This window comes from Zobellia sp. 1_MG-2023 (genome assembly GCF_030549125.1).
Lineage (GTDB): Bacteria > Bacteroidota > Bacteroidia > Flavobacteriales > Flavobacteriaceae > Zobellia > Zobellia russellii.
On the sequence record NZ_JAUOSY010000003.1, the window covers coordinates 347044 to 363440 of the forward strand.

At 38.7% G+C, this 16397-nt stretch carries 14 protein-coding genes; 7 read left to right on the plus strand and 7 right to left on the minus strand.

Features of this window, described 5'->3' with window-relative positions:
- Positions 1-657: 657 nt before the first annotated feature.
- The 4 genes from Q4597_RS08885 to Q4597_RS08900 all read left to right on the plus strand — a co-directional run bounded on the left by Q4597_RS08885 (position 658) and on the right by Q4597_RS08900 (position 6531).
- Entirely contained in the window at positions 658-2877 is a 2220-nt protein-coding gene (locus Q4597_RS08885) for an NADP-dependent isocitrate dehydrogenase (RefSeq protein ID WP_303405906.1), read from the plus strand.
- 123 nt (positions 2878-3000) lie between these two features.
- Complete coding sequence (locus Q4597_RS08890; RefSeq protein WP_303405907.1) at positions 3001-5400, plus strand: TonB-dependent receptor; 2400 nt, start codon at positions 3001-3003, stop codon at positions 5398-5400.
- 4 nt (positions 5401-5404) lie between these two features.
- Positions 5405-6262, plus strand: a complete 858-nt coding sequence (locus Q4597_RS08895; RefSeq protein ID WP_303405908.1) for a DUF4249 family protein — start codon at positions 5405-5407, stop codon at positions 6260-6262.
- A gap of 26 nt (positions 6263-6288) precedes the next feature.
- Positions 6289-6531 carry a DUF6095 family protein gene (locus tag Q4597_RS08900; protein ID WP_303405910.1) on the plus strand — a complete coding sequence of 81 codons (243 nt, stop codon included), beginning with the start codon at positions 6289-6291 and terminating at the stop codon, positions 6529-6531.
- Between the two features lie 2 nt (positions 6532-6533).
- Here Q4597_RS08900 and Q4597_RS08905 read toward each other — a convergent pair whose 3' ends face one another.
- Positions 6534-7217 (minus strand): DUF4294 domain-containing protein, encoded by a 684-nt coding sequence (locus Q4597_RS08905; protein WP_215439017.1) that lies wholly within the window; start codon positions 7215-7217, stop codon positions 6534-6536.
- Positions 7218-7319: 102 nt separating this feature from the next.
- Between Q4597_RS08905 and Q4597_RS08910 the strand changes: the two genes are divergently transcribed.
- Together Q4597_RS08910 and Q4597_RS08915 are read left to right on the plus strand one after the other, a co-directional pair.
- Complete coding sequence (locus Q4597_RS08910) at positions 7320-8408, plus strand: M42 family metallopeptidase (RefSeq protein WP_215914607.1); 1089 nt, start codon at positions 7320-7322, stop codon at positions 8406-8408.
- A gap of 43 nt (positions 8409-8451) precedes the next feature.
- Positions 8452-9000 carry an NUDIX domain-containing protein gene (locus Q4597_RS08915; RefSeq protein WP_303405924.1) on the plus strand — a complete coding sequence of 183 codons (549 nt, stop codon included), beginning with the start codon at positions 8452-8454 and terminating at the stop codon, positions 8998-9000.
- Here Q4597_RS08915 and hisS read toward each other — a convergent pair.
- From hisS to rpsF, 6 genes are all read right to left on the minus strand, one after another.
- The gene (hisS, locus tag Q4597_RS08920; RefSeq protein WP_303405926.1) at positions 8995-10371 is read right to left on the minus strand and encodes a histidine--tRNA ligase; all 1377 of its coding nucleotides are present in this window, start codon (positions 10369-10371) and stop codon (positions 8995-8997) included. The genes Q4597_RS08915 and hisS overlap by 6 nt on opposite strands.
- A 115-nt stretch (positions 10372-10486) precedes the next feature.
- Positions 10487-10960 carry a DUF6495 family protein gene (locus tag Q4597_RS08925; RefSeq protein ID WP_303405928.1) on the minus strand — a complete coding sequence of 158 codons (474 nt, stop codon included), beginning with the start codon at positions 10958-10960 and terminating at the stop codon, positions 10487-10489.
- Positions 10961-11025: 65 nt separating this feature from the next.
- Positions 11026-14235: a TonB-dependent receptor gene (locus Q4597_RS08930; RefSeq protein ID WP_303405930.1), complete on the minus strand. Its 3210-nt coding sequence runs from the start codon at positions 14233-14235 to the stop codon at positions 11026-11028.
- A 102-nt stretch (positions 14236-14337) separates the two neighbouring features.
- Positions 14338-14790: a 50S ribosomal protein L9 gene (gene rplI, locus Q4597_RS08935; RefSeq protein ID WP_289040253.1), complete on the minus strand. Its 453-nt coding sequence runs from the start codon at positions 14788-14790 to the stop codon at positions 14338-14340.
- A 12-nt stretch (positions 14791-14802) separates the two neighbouring features.
- Positions 14803-15099 (minus strand): 30S ribosomal protein S18, encoded by a 297-nt coding sequence (gene rpsR / locus Q4597_RS08940; RefSeq protein ID WP_013991412.1) that lies wholly within the window; start codon positions 15097-15099, stop codon positions 14803-14805.
- Positions 15100-15105: 6 nt separating this feature from the next.
- Positions 15106-15444: a 30S ribosomal protein S6 gene (rpsF, locus tag Q4597_RS08945; RefSeq protein WP_215439010.1), complete on the minus strand. Its 339-nt coding sequence runs from the start codon at positions 15442-15444 to the stop codon at positions 15106-15108.
- A 228-nt stretch (positions 15445-15672) separates the two neighbouring features.
- Here rpsF and Q4597_RS08950 point away from each other — a divergent pair, with 228 nt between their 5' ends.
- A complete protein-coding gene (locus Q4597_RS08950) occupies positions 15673-16365 on the plus strand; it encodes a LytTR family DNA-binding domain-containing protein (RefSeq protein ID WP_303405932.1) in 693 nt (230 codons plus the stop codon).
- The last annotated feature ends 32 nt before the right edge of the window (positions 16366-16397 follow it).

Genomic DNA, 16397 nt, shown 5'->3' on the forward strand with positions numbered 1-16397 from the left:
TTATGAACAATTGTTAATATCAGCAGTTCATAAGTTGTTGATTTATAATATGTTAAAAAAATTGGTGACTTAGACTATTTTTCCTACATTTATAAAACAATTAAAGAAAACATCTGTCGAAGATAGGTTCTGAAATTGTTATAGAGGTAGCGTTCTTTATAGTATTGTTTAGGTTTTATAAATGTTTAAAGATGTATTTCAGAGTACGCCATTTAGTAAAACGAACATATCAACAAAAGGCTGTCGCTTTTTGAGAAATGATTATGTGAACATATTTGTAAATATTCAACGGATGCAAGTCTAGGAAATATGCACAAAGAATGTGTAAACAATATGAAGAGATATAAATTGTAGCTTGGTTCGATAATTAAGTACAATTCATCTCAAACGTTGAAATTGTGATGCGAATGCAATCAATGGTTGCCGATCTGTCGTAAGAACAGGGAAGAAAGTTTGCAATATCAGTTTCTAAAAAGCCATATCAATGTACAAGTACAATGATATGGCTTTTGTTTTGCCTTTTTTTTTCCTAATTCGCAAGGTTTTTGTTAAAATAGCCCATAAAGAGATACAGCTCAAAACAACCCCTTATCTTTTGGCTTGGAAGAATACATAAAGTTGTATATTTACTCCGCTTTAAATTAAACCTTTCCTTACATGTCCAAAATTTTTTATACAAAAACAGATGAAGCTCCGGCTTTAGCTACACAATCATTTTTACCAATTGTAAAAGCATTTACCAAAACGGCCAATGTTACCATAGAGACCAAAGACATTTCTTTGGCCGGAAGAATTATAGCAGTATTTCCTGATTTTCTAAAAGATGAGCAAAAAATCGCAAATGATTTAGAAGAGTTAGGTGCTTTGGCTAAAAAACCAGAAGCAAACATTATAAAGCTTCCTAACATTAGTGCTTCCGTTCCACAATTAAAGGAAGCCATTAAGGAATTACAAGACAATGGTTATGATTTACCAAGCTATCCGGACGAGCCTTCCAATGAAGCCGAAAAGGATATTAAATCTAGATATGACAAAATTAAAGGTAGCGCCGTAAACCCGGTACTACGAGAAGGAAACTCCGATCGTAGAGCTCCACGCGCCGTAAAAAATTACGCGAAACAAAACCCACACTCCATGGGGGCTTGGAGTCCTGATTCCAAAACCCATGTTGCCACAATGGATCATGGGGATTTTAAAGCCAATGAGAAATCATTGACACTTGCCCAACCTACGGATATAAGAATAGAATTGGTCAAGAACAATGGAGAAACCCAAGTTCTTAAAGATAAATTAGGTCTTCTAGAAGGTGAAATCATAGATGCTACCGTTTTGAGCAAAAATGCACTTGTCGCATTTTTGAAAAAGCAGGTGCAAGACGCCAAAGACCAAGGTGTGTTGTTCTCGCTTCACATGAAAGCTACCATGATGAAAGTTTCTGATCCAATTATTTTTGGACATGCCGTTGAAGTTTTCTTTGCAGACGTTTTCAACAAATATGAAGGCACGTTCAAAACTTTAGGAATTAGTGCAAATGACGGTCTTGAAAACTTGTTCGCCAAGTTAAATGAGCTGCCAGTAGATAAAAAAGAGGCTATTGAAAAAAATATTCAAAAAGCTATAAATGAAGGTCCGGACTTGGCCATGGTAAATTCGGACAAGGGTATTACCAACCTTCACGTTCCTTCGGATATTATTATTGATGCGTCAATGCCGGCTATGATCCGTAATTCTGGTCAAATGTGGAACGCCCAAGGAAAACCACAGGATACCAAAGCGGTAATTCCGGATAGCAGTTATGCAGAAATATACTCGGCCACAATCGATTTCTGTAAAAAGAACGGTGCTTTTGACCCTACTACTATGGGAACCGTTCCCAATGTAGGTTTAATGGCCCAAAAGGCTGAGGAGTATGGTTCTCATGACAAAACTTTTGAAATTGGCGCTGCTGGAACCGTAAAAGTAGTAGACATCAACTCGGGTAAAGTTTTAGAAGAACATGTGGTTGAAGAAGGTGACATCTGGCGTATGTGCCAAGTTAAGGATGCTCCTATCCAGGATTGGATAAAATTGGCCGTATCCAGAGCGAGAGCAACAAATGACCCTGCAGTTTTCTGGTTGGATGAAAATAGGGCGCATGATGCAGAACTTATCAAAAAAGTAAACACTTACTTACCTAATCATGATACCACCGGGTTAGACATTCGTATTCTTTCTCCTAAGAAAGCTACTGAATTTACCTTGGCAAGAATGAAAGAAGGTAAAGACACTATTTCCGTATCCGGAAACGTGCTTAGAGATTATCTTACAGATCTGTTCCCTATTTTAGAAGTGGGCACCAGTGCAAAAATGTTATCTATTGTACCACTTATGAACGGTGGTGGTCTTTTTGAGACCGGGGCAGGTGGATCAGCTCCAAAACATGTGGAACAATTCATTGAAGAAGGTCATTTACGATGGGATTCTTTAGGTGAGTTTCTTGCCTTAGGAGTTTCTTTGGATTTCTACGGAGAAAAAAATCAAAATGAAAAAGCTAGAATTTTAGGTGATGCTTTGGACAGTGCCACAGAAAAATTCTTGATTAATGATAAATCGCCTTCAAGAAAGGTAAAAGAAATAGATACACGTGGAAGCCACTTCTTCTTGGCCATGTACTGGGCCGAGGCTTTGGCCAACCAAGATAAGGATGCCGAATTAAAGGCTACTTTCTCTAAAGTCTATGAAGCTATTCAATCTCAAGAATCTAAAATTGTAGAGGAGTTAATGCAAGCTCAAGGCAAACCTCAGGACATTGGAGGGTACTACAAGCCAGATGCAGAACTTGCCGCTAAGGCAATGAGACCTAGTGAGACTTTTAATTCTATCTTGGATACATTATAACCATTATGAGTTAAGTACTATAAAAGGGCCCTGCATTTGCAAGGGCCTTTTCTCTTTAAAATAGTGTTAACATTTTCTGTAAAGGTCTTTTTCTAGCTACATTTATAAAAAAATTGCTCTTCGATGAACCAACTTACCAAGGTCGTTCTCAGTGTCTTTCTACTTTGTTTTTTTAATAGTTTTGCCCAAAGGCAATACACTTTAAGCGGAACAATCTCAGAAGATTCCAGCAATGAAACTCTTATTGGGGTGGCTATTGTTTTTCCCGAACTGGAAACAGGGGTTACCACCAATGAATACGGTTTTTATTCCATTACCCTTCCAGAAGGCACCTACCAGTTGTTGGTCAGGTATCTGGGTTTTCAGGATGTTGTAAAAACGGTCACTCTGGATGCGGATAAAAAAATGAACTTTCAGCTGATGGAATCCGCTGAACAGTTGCAAGAAGTTGTAGTAACGGAAGACGTAGAAAAAATGGATGTACGCAAACCCCAGATGAGCGTGAACTCCTTATCTGTGGGAACCATTAAAAAAATTCCGGTTATCTTGGGAGAAGCCGATGTTATTAAATCCATTCTCTTACTGCCCGGTGTAACCAACGCAGGCGAGGGTGCTTCCGGTTTTAATGTACGGGGCGGTGCCGTAGACCAAAATCTAATTTTATTGGATGAGGCCACTATTTTTAACTCCTCCCACCTATTCGGCTTTTTCTCTGTCTTTAACCCGGACGCCATAAAGGATATTAAACTATATAAGGGGGGAATTCCGGCCCGTTATGGCGGTAGAGTCTCGTCGGTTCTGGATATTTTCCAAAAAGAAGGAAACAGCAAAAAAATTAAAGTAAACGGAGGTATAGGTGCCGTAGCCAGCCGTTTGTTGGTAGAAGGCCCTATAAAAAAAGACAAAGCTGCGTTTCTTGTGGGAGGCCGTGCTTCCTATGCTCACCTATTCCTGCCCCTTTTTGACGTAGATAATACCGCCTATTTCTACGATTTAAATACCAAGCTCAATTACAACATAAACGATAACAACAGTATTTTCCTATCAGGATATTTTGGTCGTGATGTATTTGGTATAAGCGATAGTTTTGTAAATACTTATGGAAACGCAGTAGGTAATTTTAGATGGAATCACCTTTTTTCAGATAAGTTATTTTCAAACCTCTCTTTAATCTATTCCAACTATTACTATGGTCTAAAACTGGATTTTGTAGGCTTCGATTGGAATTCGGGTATTGAAAACTTCAATATAAAATATGACCTGAAGCACTATATCACGGACAAGTTTCAAATCAATTACGGCATCAATAATATCTACTATCGTTTTAACCCTGGAAAAATACAGCCTAGCAACGAAGATTCCGGTATAGTAGAAGAGCAGTTAACACAAAAGTATGCCAATGAATTTGCAGCCTATATTGATATTGAACATGATATAACCAAAAACCTGAGTCTAAATTATGGACTCCGCTTCAGTAATTTTTTACGATTGGGACAAGACGAGGTAAACGTCTATTTAGATGATAACCCTGTCTTTTTTGACCCGGTACTTCAAGTATATCAGGAAGGCATACCTATAGACCAGTATAACGTAAAAAGAAGTGGTAGCTTGGCTACCTTTAACAATCTGGAACCACGTATATCTTTGGCATACACCTTAAACAACAGCAGTTCTATAAAAGCCAGCTACACCCATTTGGCACAGTACCTGCATTTACTTTCCAACACCAGCTCTCCTACTCCATTGGATGTTTGGACTCCAAGCGGCCCCTTTATAAAACCCCAAATTCTTAATCAATACGCCGTGGGGTATTTTAAAAATCTAAAGGATGGTGATTTCTCTTTTGAAACCGAGGCTTTTTATAAGGACGTTCAAAATCGCATAGACTATATAGATGGCGCCAACCTTATTGCCAATGATGCCATTGAGCAAGTTATTCTAAATGGCGAAGCGCGAGCTTACGGTCTGGAATTTTTACTACGCAAAAACGAGGGTAAGTTTCAGGGTTGGCTTGCCTATACGCTTTCAAAATCTGAGCAAAGGACACCAGGAAGAACCATTGAATTGCAAGACGGGACTTCATTTACGGAAACTGGCATAAACTCCGGAGCCTGGTACAACACCCCGTATGACAAGACCCACGATATATCGGCCTATGCGAGCTATGATTTAAATCAAAAATGGAATTTTAATACCAATTTTGTATTTCAAACAGGGCAACCCACCAATTACCCTATAGGTCAATTTCGTTTTCAGGGGCTTACCGTTCCCTATTACGGACTACGAAATGAAGAGCGTTTGCCCGCTTACCATCGTATGGATGTCTCCGCAACCCTGACCCCAAAAAAGAACAAAAACAGAAAATGGCAGACCGAATGGGTCTTCAGCGTATACAATGTGTACAATCGCAGGAATGCTGCCTCTATAAGTTTTAGTCGCAATGAGGATACCGGGGCCAATGAAGCGGTACGTACATCAATTTTTGGCGTGGTACCGGCGGTAACGTATAACTTTAAATTTTAAGGCCATGAAAAAGTTTATCTATATACTCTGCCTGCTTCCGTTTTTATCCGCTTGTGAAGATGTTGTGGAAGTAGAAGTTCCAACGGACCAGTCTCGCTTAACCGTAGATGCCTTAATGCGAATTGATCTTACTCAGTCCTCCTCTACATATTATGCCGAAGTAAGAGTGAGCACATCAACTAATTTTTTTGAATCTGTAGAACCTACACGACTAGACCAAATAAGCATTACCAATCTGGAAAGCGAAGAAACTATTCCCCTTTTTGAAACCTTTAGCGGTAGCGGTGTCTACCAGAGTGAAACGACCATAGATTTTATGACGTCCGGTGATTTGGTTCTGTTTATTGAACATCAAGGTTCTAGATATGCGGCGCAGACTGCCTATGTGCCTACGGTACCAATTACCAAATTAGAGCAGGGCGATGCAACTCTTTTTTCAGGCGAAGAAACAGAAATAGTAGTAGCTTTTAAGGACCAACCCAACCGAACCGATTTCTATCTTTTTGATTTTGATTTTAACGAATACTTGGTCACGGAAGATACATTTTACCCTGGAGAGACTTTTGAGTTCTCTTATTTTTATGATGATGATGTAAAAGACGGAATGGTACTGGATATAAGTATACTGGGCGTTGATAGGGGCTTCTATAACTATATGAACCAACTTATTGTGCAGTCCGGAGGAGACCAAGGTCCGTTTCAAACCCCAGCAGGCACGGTAAAAGGCAATATTATAAATGTCACTAATGTTGAGGATATTTCGGATTTGGATAATCTTGATAACCTAGTTGACCAAGAGAATTTTGCCCTAGGATATTTTGCCGTTTGCCAAACGTACTCCAAGTCCATTTCTATTGAGTAATTTTGCCCAAATTGAATTTTGCAACTATGTCTCAAAAGAGAACGGATAAAGATTTACTGGTAAAAGGACTTAAACATATTGCCTATACAATTTTCCTAATGTTCCTGGCTCCAGGTGTAATATACCAAGCTTTCAAAAACCAAGGTCATCCCTTGTATTGGCCCGTTCTAATATTAGGTTTTATATTTGCCATTGGAGCAATAGTAATGGCATTTTACGGTTTACGGTTAATTATGGAGTCTCTGTTCGGTAAGAAAAAGAAAAAATAATTCTATTGTTTGCTTCCTACATCTCCCCACTTATTGATTAACTGGGCATAATCATAGTCTAGTACAGACTCTTGGCGCTCCAGCCTAAACTCGGAGAAAGCGCGCTGCAATATATCTTCTATGAGGTAATCTTCATGTACTTGATCAGGCTGAAACCGTTCTTTTAAGCTTATTTTAAACATGCTTGCCGTGGTATTGTACCAAAAGGCACGCCAACCGCTCCTAAGCTCCTTAACGAGGTCAAAAGCCGTTTCTCCGGTCTGCCTGTATATCAGTTTCACCAAAATCTGACCTTCCGTACGAGTCAATTTTTTTAATTCTTCGGAAAATTCCTCTTCAATAAACTTTTGGATTTCTTTGGTATATTTCTTTTGGTGCCTACGCTTCTTGATTTTTGTAATACTGTCATTAAGTTCCTCTAGCCGCTCAGCCGCCAATTTGGCATAGGGATACACCTTTAATGTCTTTCTTCTCAAAATATAATACCTTAATTTATCCTTGTAGGAAGTGAATTTTAATTTCCCGAACAGATAAACTTCGTCCAAATCTATGGAATTCCTAAATATAGAATCGCCTTCTACGATAATCATCTTTTCCGCAATGGAGTCCAAAGGTTCTTCCTCTATTTGAGAATACCCTAAAAGAAAGAGGTTTGTAAAAAATAAAAACAGAATTGTTTTTTTCATAACGGACATTATACAAAAGCCTTGCCAAATTAACGATAAATAGGTCTGCTTATTATTAAATAAAAGTGAATATTAGTAAATTCGTATTTAAATATAAATTTAATGGCTACAAAGAAAATTCTTACCAAAAAATCACTTGATTTTTTTGAAAAATATTTGAATAACGCAGCTCCAACAGGCTACGAATGGGAGGGTCAAAAAATATGGATGGACTACCTTAAACCCTATGTGGACACCTTTATAACGGACACATACGGTACGGCCGTAGGGGTAATTAACCCAGATGCCAAATTTAAGGTAGTAATAGAAGGGCACTCAGACGAAATATCATGGTACGTAAACTACGTTAGCGATAACGGATTACTGTACGTAATTAGAAACGGAGGCAGTGACCACCAAATAGCCCCTTCCAAATGGGTGAATATCCACACCAAAAACGGAATAGTTAAAGGAATTTTTGGATGGCCAGCTATCCATACTCGCGATAAGGGCAAGGAAACACCTCCTAAATTGGATAATATATTTATTGATATAGGAGCAAAAAACAAAGAGGAAGTAGAGAAAATGGGAGTTCATGTTGGGTGTGTTATTACCTATCCGGACGAGTTCCAAATCTTGAACGGCGACAAATTTGTTTGTCGTGCCATTGATAACCGTGCCGGTGGCTTTATGATTGCCGAAGTAGCACGTTTGCTTCACGAGAACAAGAAGAAGTTACCTTTTGGGCTATATATTACCAACTCGGTTCAGGAAGAAATAGGTTTACGTGGTGCGGAGATGATTACGCAGACCATTAAGCCCAATGTGGCCATCATAACAGATGTTTGCCATGACACCACTACCCCAATGATCGAGCAAAAAACACAAGGCCATACCGAAATTGGTGCCGGACCCGTAATTTCCTATGCCCCAGCGGTTCAGAACAAATTACGAGAACGTATCATTGAAACTGCCGAGGCTAACAAAATACCTTTTCAGCGCATGGCAGCTTCCAGGGCTACCGGAACGGATACAGATGCTTTTGCTTACAGCAATGGAGGCGTTGCTTCCGCTCTTATCTCCTTACCGTTACGCTATATGCACACCACTGTTGAAACGGTTCACAGAGACGATGTTGAAAACGTAATCAGGTTGATTTACGAAACGGTCTTGAACATTAAAGACGGAGAAACTTTTAGTTATTTCGATTAAACAAATCTAACCCTCCCCAAAAAGGAGGGTTTATTTTTTACATATGGATGAATTAATTGATATCCTTGACTCCAATGGAAATACCACTGGAAAGACGACAATGAAATCCGAAGCTCACCGAAAAGGATTATTTCACCCAACGGTTCATATTTGGTTGTATACCAAAAATGGACAAATCTTGCTTCAGCAACGGTCTAAAAACAAAGATGTATTTCCTTTACTGTGGGATGTATCGGTGGCAGGCCATATTGGGGGCGGAGAAAATATAGAGGTTTCGGCCACGCGCGAAATTGAAGAAGAGATAGGCCTAAGCGTTCAGCCCGAAGCTTTAGAAAAAATCGGCATTTTTAAATCCGTTCACAGACATTCCGAGCAGTTGCTAGACTGCGAATATCATCACACCTTCTTATGTGAACTTAAAGTGCCCTTACATCAACTAAAAAAACAAGAAAGTGAAGTTGAAGACTTGGCCCTACTATCTTTAATTCAATTTTCTCAAGAAACATGGGGGCTGGCCAACACCCAAAAATATGTTCCTCATAGTACGGAATACTATAAGACCATTATTAAAGAGATTAAAAAGAGGTTATAATGTTGCTATAAAATCGGAAATGGCATTCAAAGCATACGTTTTTTGCTCACCACTTTCCATATGCTTTACAACAAAAGAATTTTCTTCCAATTCTTTTTCCCCGATCAAAACTACATACGGTACATTTCTGTTATTAGCGTATTTGAATTGCTTCTGAATTTTTGCATTGGACGGGTAGACATCTGCTTTAACACCATTTTTACGCAAAGCAGATACCAATTTTAACGCGGCCAAACCTTCTTTATCCCCAAAATTCAAGCAAAGTACTTGCAGGGATTGATCAATACGTTCAGGAAAAAGGCCCAGTTCTTCTAAGACCAAATAGATACGGTCCAAGCCAAAAGAGATGCCAACCCCACTTACATCCTTTAAACCAAAAATACCGGTAAGGTCATCATAACGGCCACCACCACCAATAGACCCCATTTTTACACCTTCCGGTGCACCAACCTCAAAAATAGCTCCTGTGTAATAATTAAGCCCTCTAGCCAGAGTAACATCAATAGAAAGTTTAGCGGATTGCAGACCCATTTCTTCAATAGTGCTCACGATAAAAGTCAGCTCTTCAACTCCCTTACTACCTGTTTCAGAGTCTTTTAACATATTTCTTAAAGCTTGAAGCTGCTCTAAATTACTACCCGTTAGTGAAAAAAGTGGTTCTACCTTGGCAATAGCTTCCGGAGTCAACCCTCTTTCCGCCATTTCTTTCTTCACACCCTCTTCACCAATTTTATCCAACTTATCCAAAGCAACGGTAAAATCTATAAGGAGGTCCTGTGCACCTATAACTTCGGCAATACCCGAAAGAATTTTTCTGTTGTTCATTTTAATGTTGACACCTTCCAACTTTAAATCAGTAAAAACGGCATCGTACAACTGCACAAACTCTATTTCCTGCAAAAGAGAATCAGAACCAACTACATCTGCATCACACTGAAAAAACTCACGAAAACGTCCTTTTTGAGGCCTATCCGCACGCCAAACCGGCTGAATCTGATAGCGCTTAAACGGAAAATCAATTTCATTCTGATGCATGACTACGTAGCGAGCAAAAGGCACGGTCAAATCATAACGGAGCGCTTTTTCAGAAATCTTTGGGGTTAAAGAACTTGAATTTTTAGAACTGTAGGTAACATCATCTACCTTGTTCAAGAAATCACCCGAATTCAAAATCTTAAAAATGAGGCGATCACCTTCATCACCGTATTTTCCCATTAGGGTATCCGAATTTTCAAAAGAAGGGGTTTCAATAGGCTGAAAACCAAAGGTCTGAAAATGCCTTTTTACAATATCAAAAATGTAGTTTCTTTTGATGACTTCGGAAGGGGTAAAATCCCTGGTTCCCTTAGGTATGCTCGGTTTTTGTGCCATTATATGTAATTGTGGTGCAAATATAAAATTTTAGAAAGACGAGCAGTGAATTATATAGACAATCCCTATTCCGTCCTCTGTTGTAAAATTAGCGTACTATAAAAATAAGGTTCGCCTAAACCTCTATAACCTTATCAAACCATTGGTACAGATCACCTTTTGTAATAACTGCACCTTGCTGGATAAGCTTAAATTTATCTAGGTTTTTATCATCAGTATACATCTTGGAAGCCGTTAAATATTCTACGAAGTCTGACTGCCAGTTTTTCTTGAACCAAGAAAACCCAATATTAGTGGTCAAATCTATTTCTGGGTTCATCACCTTTACCGAAATTAATTTCATTTCCTTTTCGGCCAAATAGAATAAATGCATTTGCTTTTCGGAAATATTTTCCAAATATGCTACTTTGGTAAGTACGCCCTCCCAGACCAAATCACTAAAAACATCTATCTCTTCTTCTGCAACTTGTGGTCTGTTCGTTTTAATTTCTTCCCATTCATCACCCGTTATGGATTGTGTAGCCAGGAAGTTTATAAATTCTTGATGCAGCTCTTCTAATTGCTGTTTGGTAAGCCTCATGTATTTCATTCTGCAAAAATAAAAAGACCGTACGATAAGTACGGCCTTTGTTCAATAAAATATGATTATTAGTTCTAGAAAATATAGCGTAGACCAAATTGCATTTGCCATCTAGAGAACAAACTTGAGTCATACCCAAAGGTTTCCGTCAATTGCTCATTAAATGTGTAAGTAGGTACATTATTCTCATCTACGGAAACAGATAATGGATTTGGAGTATTAGGTTGCTGGATTATACCCCAATCACTATTCAATAAATTGCCGAAGTTTAAGATATCAATACTAAATTGAATGGTATGCACCTTATTTTCTGCAACGTTAAAACGATAATCCTGCAATAACTTCACATCCCATTTTCCGCGCCATGGTGCAAGAGCCCCATATCTATCAAAATACTGGCCTCTATTATCGCTCATATACTCATCCTGCTGAATAAACCGCTCAAAAGCATCGGCTTGGCCGGCACCGGAAAACTGCATTTGCTGAACTTCTGCCGTGGTTGGAATATAAAGCAAATCATTATTCTGGAAAGAACTGTCATTATTAATATTACCACCATAGGTGTAATTGAACCTTCCGCCTTGCGCATACTCAAAGAACGTAGAAATAGTTGTAGACCATTTATTATCGTTCCCGTAATTAAATTGTTTAGCAGCAGCTCCAATAACCCTATGTGTATCACCATATTTAGAATACGATAGAACATCTTGATTGGCATCCCCTAGGTTAGGGTTGAAATCAAAAGCATCACCCGTAATCTCCGCCTCAATTGAATTTACATCTTGAGCGTTCAAATAATTATAGGCTACACTTGCAAAAAGACCATTATCCCAAGTCTTTTGAGCTTTTATGGAAGCATTCCATATTCTACCTTTATCGGAATTTGTGAATACGTAAGCATTGGTAGCTCCACCAAATTCATTAACCGATCTATCTGATGCTTGATAAACCGGACGATTATCAACACCTTGCAATGTTCCTGACGGACTATTAAGTCCCCAGTTCTGAACGTGGGCTCCGTTTATATCTTTAGTATAGGAAAGGTCTGCCGTTAGAATAAGACCGTTGTCAAACCTGTGATCTGCACCTATGTTGGTACGCCAAACCTGCGGCCATTTAAAATCCGGATCAACTATTTGATAGAAGAAAAAGTCTACTGCCTGTACTTGGTTTCCTAACCAAACAAAAGGGAAACGGCCAGTAAATACGCCAGTACCACCACGCAATTGAGTTTTATTTTCGCCTTTTACATCCCAATTGAAGCCCAGTCTAGGAGAAACAAGAAAGTCATTACTAGGCAGCGTTGTAGAATCTAAAGTTGTGGCCTCTCCCGTTTCAGGGTCATAATATTCTATATCCGGTTGATAGGTTCCATCAGGAAAAGCACCGCCTTTCCGTTCAATATTTTCCTCAATTTTATCCTGCGTGTCAAAATAGAGCGGCTTATCAAAACGGATACCATATGTAATCTTTAAGTTTTCATTAATATTCCAGTCATCCTGTACGTAAAGCCCTAACTGCCCAACATTGGTTTCCGCCAAAGCCCAGCCTCCAGGGGTGCCTTCTGCAGATTGGTTATTATTAGCAAAGGTTGCCTCCGCTCCTTGAATAAGATTATCAATAAGCCCACCAGGTTGTGCGTTGGCCAAAAATTCATCCACATCTGCAAAATTCCTATCGAAAGGACCACCTAGAGGAAAACCGAAAGTACCTCCGTAAACACCTAAGTTAAAAGAATTGTCAAATTGAAATTTCTCAAAAGAAACACCTGCTGTTAGCGTATGATTACCTATAAAATAATTAAAGTTGTTCGTAACCTGAAAAACCTTTTGATCCAACTTGTTGTTAATTGAAAAAGGCTCATGCCCAGCTACTATATAGTTGCTCTGATCACCTCCCTGAATAATAATACTAGGCGCCGGTGAAGAAAACGGACTTCTAAAATCATCAAAATGAGAATAGCCAACCTGAAGTTTATTGGTTGCATTTTCCCCAAATGTTGAATTCAACTCCAACTGAAAAGATTGCAGGTTGTTATTGATTTCATATCCTGAATTTTCAAACTGTAAAACCTGCGCACTAGGACCACGAATACCTATTGCCGTGGGATGTGCAGGTTTCTCTTTTGAAGAATCCAAGAAATTATAGATTACTGCCAAACGGTGATCATCGTTTATATTCCAGTCTAATTTTAAAATACCTTTTGTTGATTCCGCCCCATAAGTAAACCCTTCATACCTGCCAGTATCATAACCTAAAGCACCAAGAGCAGACTGTACGGATATTAAATCACTTTCTAAGACCCTAGACTCATTAACCGCACCGGAACCGGTATTGGGAACCCAACCGTTAGTCCCTAAATCATCGCGTTGATCGCGCTCAAAATTCGCAAAGAAGAAAAGTTTATTCTTTATAATAGGGCCACCAATACTTACCCCGTACTGGTTTTGTTTTAAATCTGGCTTTACAACTTCTTCCCCTCTAATTTTACCCCCTGTAAGACTTTCATTTCTAAAAAATCCGTATACACTACCGTGAAACTCATTTGTTCCGCTTTTAGTAACCGCATTAACAGTTGCTCCTGTAAATCCAGATAAGGTAACATCATAAGGTGCCAAGAACACTTGAATCTGGTCAATAGCATCCAATGAAATAGGTTGCGAACTTGTCTGTCCTCCAGGACCAGGAGCATCCAGGCCAAAAGGGTTACCAAAGAAAGACCCATCCAAAGAAAAGTTATTGTATTGATCATTACGTCCACCAAAAGAAAGACCACCAGTACCAGGTGTACCCGAAGCACTTGGCTCCAATCGTGTAAAATCTTCTGCAGATCTAGAAATTGTAGGTAGTTTGGTAAGTTCCCTTCTACCCACACTGGTCTCGGAACCGGTACGATCACTCCCGAACGTTCCACCACGGTCTGAAATAACCACAACTTCATCTAATGCTTGGCTCTCTGTAGCCAGCACTACATCTAAAGTAAAGGTTTTACCCAAAGACAAATAAATATCGTCTAGGGTCTTCTCTTTAAAACCGATGTAAGAAACTGTTACCGAATATGGTCCTCCTACCCTAAGGTTTAAAATTTTAAAGAGACCATCCTCATTGGTTATAGCACCAGATTTGGTACCCGTTGGTGTATGAACTACAACTACGTTTGCACCTAATAAAGGTAAGTTCTGATCATCAACCACCGATCCGCTCATGTTGGAGGTCGTAACCTGTGCAATTGCGCTAAAGAAAGAAAGGAATAGCACAAGACTTAAATGAAGTTTGTTAGACATAATCATCTGTTTGAGTTAGTCTTACAAAAGAGCGCAAAAAAAAAGAGCTATGCAAGCATAGCTCTTCTAAGTTATCATAAGGTTATTAACGTTCTGTTAACGTTATTTTTTGTCTGCGACAACCTCAAAAGGGAAATCTACAATTACTTCCCTGTGCAATCTTATTTGTGCATTATAAGGGCCAGTACGCTTAACGGCACCACCTTGAATGCTGATAAATTTCTTATCAATACTGTGACCTTCTTTTTCAAGGGCAGCAGCTAGATCAATAGTAGTAACCGATCCAAATAATTTATCGGCAGCACCTGTCTTAGCAGCTATTTTCAATTCCAAAGCTTTAAGAGCTTCAGCTGTTTTGCTAGCAGCATCAACAACTTTTTTCTCTTTGTGAGCTCTTTGTTTTAAGTTCTCTGCCAATACCTTTTTAGCAGAAGCTGTAGCCATATCAGCTAAACCTCTTGGAATAAGGTAATTTCTACCGTAACCGTTCTTTACGTTTACGACATCATCTTTAAAGCCTAAATGCTCTACGTCTTGTTTTAGTATAAGTTCCATCTTGCCTTAAATTTATTTTAATAAATCTCCTACGTATGGCATCAAAGCCAAATGACGTGCTCTTTTGACTGCTTGAGCCACTTTGCGTTGGTATTTTAAAGAAGTTCCTGTAAGTCTTCTAGGTAACAATTTACCTTGCTCGTTTACCAACTTCATTAAAAAGTCTGCGTCTTTGTAATCGATATATTTAATACCTGATTTCTTGAAACGGCAATACTTCTTTTTAGTATTGGTCTCAATGTTCAATGGAGTCAAATAACGGATTTCACCGTCTTTTTTTCCTTTTGCTTGTTGTTGTAATGTTGCCATAATTCCTTAAGCTTTAGCTTTTAACCTTGTTCTTCTTTTCTCAGCCCACTCAATTGCGTGCTTGTCTAGTTTTACCGTTAAGAAACGCATAACACGTTCATCTCTTTTGAACTCTTGCTCATAAGGAGTAATTACCTCTCCGGTAGCTGTAAATTCGAACAAGTGGTAAAATCCACTTTTCTTGTGTTGGATGGCATAGGCCAATTTCTTCAGTCCCCAGTTTTCTTTGGAGACCATCTTGGCGCCATTTTTAATTAAGAAATCCTCAAATTTCTTAACTGTTTCCGCTATCTGATCATCAGAAAGCACGGGATTCAAAATGAAAACAGTTTCGTAATGGTTCATAAATGTATATTTTTTAGGGTTGCAAAAGTAATAATATTTATGAGACTTTACAAGAAAACGGAAATTTCTTCGTTATACTTTGATAATCCTAAAATCTTACATAACCAAATCTTAACCTATGTCATTACAAATTACACAAAAAAGCAGGCCAAGTTTACAATATTATTGTATTTAAGCCCGTTTTTTTAGTATTTTGTCGATGATTTAACCCCACAAATCGACCCATTTATGAAATTAAGAAGTATTATCGTAGACGATTCGTCCATGCAACGAATGGCAGTCGCGAAGCTTGTAAACAGTCATCCCAACCTAGCTATGGTGGCCGAGTACAGCAATGCGATCGAAGCCAAAAACGGCATTAAGAACAACGAGATCGATCTTATTTTTCTTGATGTTGAAATGCCTATCATCAGTGGATTTGACCTACTCGAATCCTTAGAAAACAGTCCTCAAGTAATTTTGATTACAGGTAAGCCAGATTATGCTCTTAAAGCATTTGATTACGATGTAACCGATTATTTGCATAAGCCTATTACCCTTGCCAGATTTGATGCTTCGGTAAAAAGAGCGGTTGCCAAATATGAACAAATGAATAAAGTTCAAGAAGACGAAGAACATATTTTCGTTAAGAGCAACCTTAAAAAACGTAAAGTTATATTAAACGATATTAAATGGATAGAAGCTCTTGGTGACTATATTAAATTGGTTACGGATGAGGCCAACATTGTTATCTTATCTACCATGAAGTCATTTGAGCAGCAACTACCGGAAGATAAATTCTTGCGCATTCACAAATCCTACATTGTGAATCTAGAAAAGATAGAAAAATTCAACAGTAAAAATGTTGAAGTTAGTGGAAGGTCCATTCCTCCGAGCAGGAACAAGAAGACCGAGTTAGCAGAAGCATTGGCCAATGTCTAGCACTTCTACTTTAAAATATAAATCCCGAACAT

Bases quoted from the DNA above. Each gene is read 5' to 3' on its own strand.
- Q4597_RS08910 (WP_215914607.1), top strand. From the start codon at position 7,320: ATGGCTACAAAGAAAATTCTTACCAAAAAATCACTTGATTTTTTTGAA.
- Q4597_RS08950 (WP_303405932.1), top strand. From the start codon at position 15,673: ATGAAATTAAGAAGTATTATCGTAGACGATTCGTCCATGCAACGAATG.
- hisS (WP_303405926.1), bottom strand. From the start codon at position 10,371: ATGGCACAAAAACCGAGCATACCTAAGGGAACCAGGGATTTTACCCCT.
- rplI (WP_289040253.1), bottom strand. From the start codon at position 14,790: ATGGAACTTATACTAAAACAAGACGTAGAGCATTTAGGCTTTAAAGAT.
- rpsR (WP_013991412.1), bottom strand. From the start codon at position 15,099: ATGGCAACATTACAACAACAAGCAAAAGGAAAAAAAGACGGTGAAATC.
- Q4597_RS08895 (WP_303405908.1), top strand. From the start codon at position 5,405: ATGAAAAAGTTTATCTATATACTCTGCCTGCTTCCGTTTTTATCCGCT.
- Q4597_RS08930 (WP_303405930.1), bottom strand. From the start codon at position 14,235: ATGTCTAACAAACTTCATTTAAGTCTTGTGCTATTCCTTTCTTTCTTT.
- Q4597_RS08900 (WP_303405910.1), top strand. From the start codon at position 6,289: ATGTCTCAAAAGAGAACGGATAAAGATTTACTGGTAAAAGGACTTAAA.
- Q4597_RS08925 (WP_303405928.1), bottom strand. From the start codon at position 10,960: ATGAAATACATGAGGCTTACCAAACAGCAATTAGAAGAGCTGCATCAA.
- Q4597_RS08890 (WP_303405907.1), top strand. From the start codon at position 3,001: ATGAACCAACTTACCAAGGTCGTTCTCAGTGTCTTTCTACTTTGTTTT.
- rpsF (WP_215439010.1), bottom strand. From the start codon at position 15,444: ATGAACCATTACGAAACTGTTTTCATTTTGAATCCCGTGCTTTCTGAT.
- Q4597_RS08885 (WP_303405906.1), top strand. From the start codon at position 658: ATGTCCAAAATTTTTTATACAAAAACAGATGAAGCTCCGGCTTTAGCT.
- Q4597_RS08915 (WP_303405924.1), top strand. From the start codon at position 8,452: ATGGATGAATTAATTGATATCCTTGACTCCAATGGAAATACCACTGGA.
- Q4597_RS08905 (WP_215439017.1), bottom strand. From the start codon at position 7,217: ATGAAAAAAACAATTCTGTTTTTATTTTTTACAAACCTCTTTCTTTTA.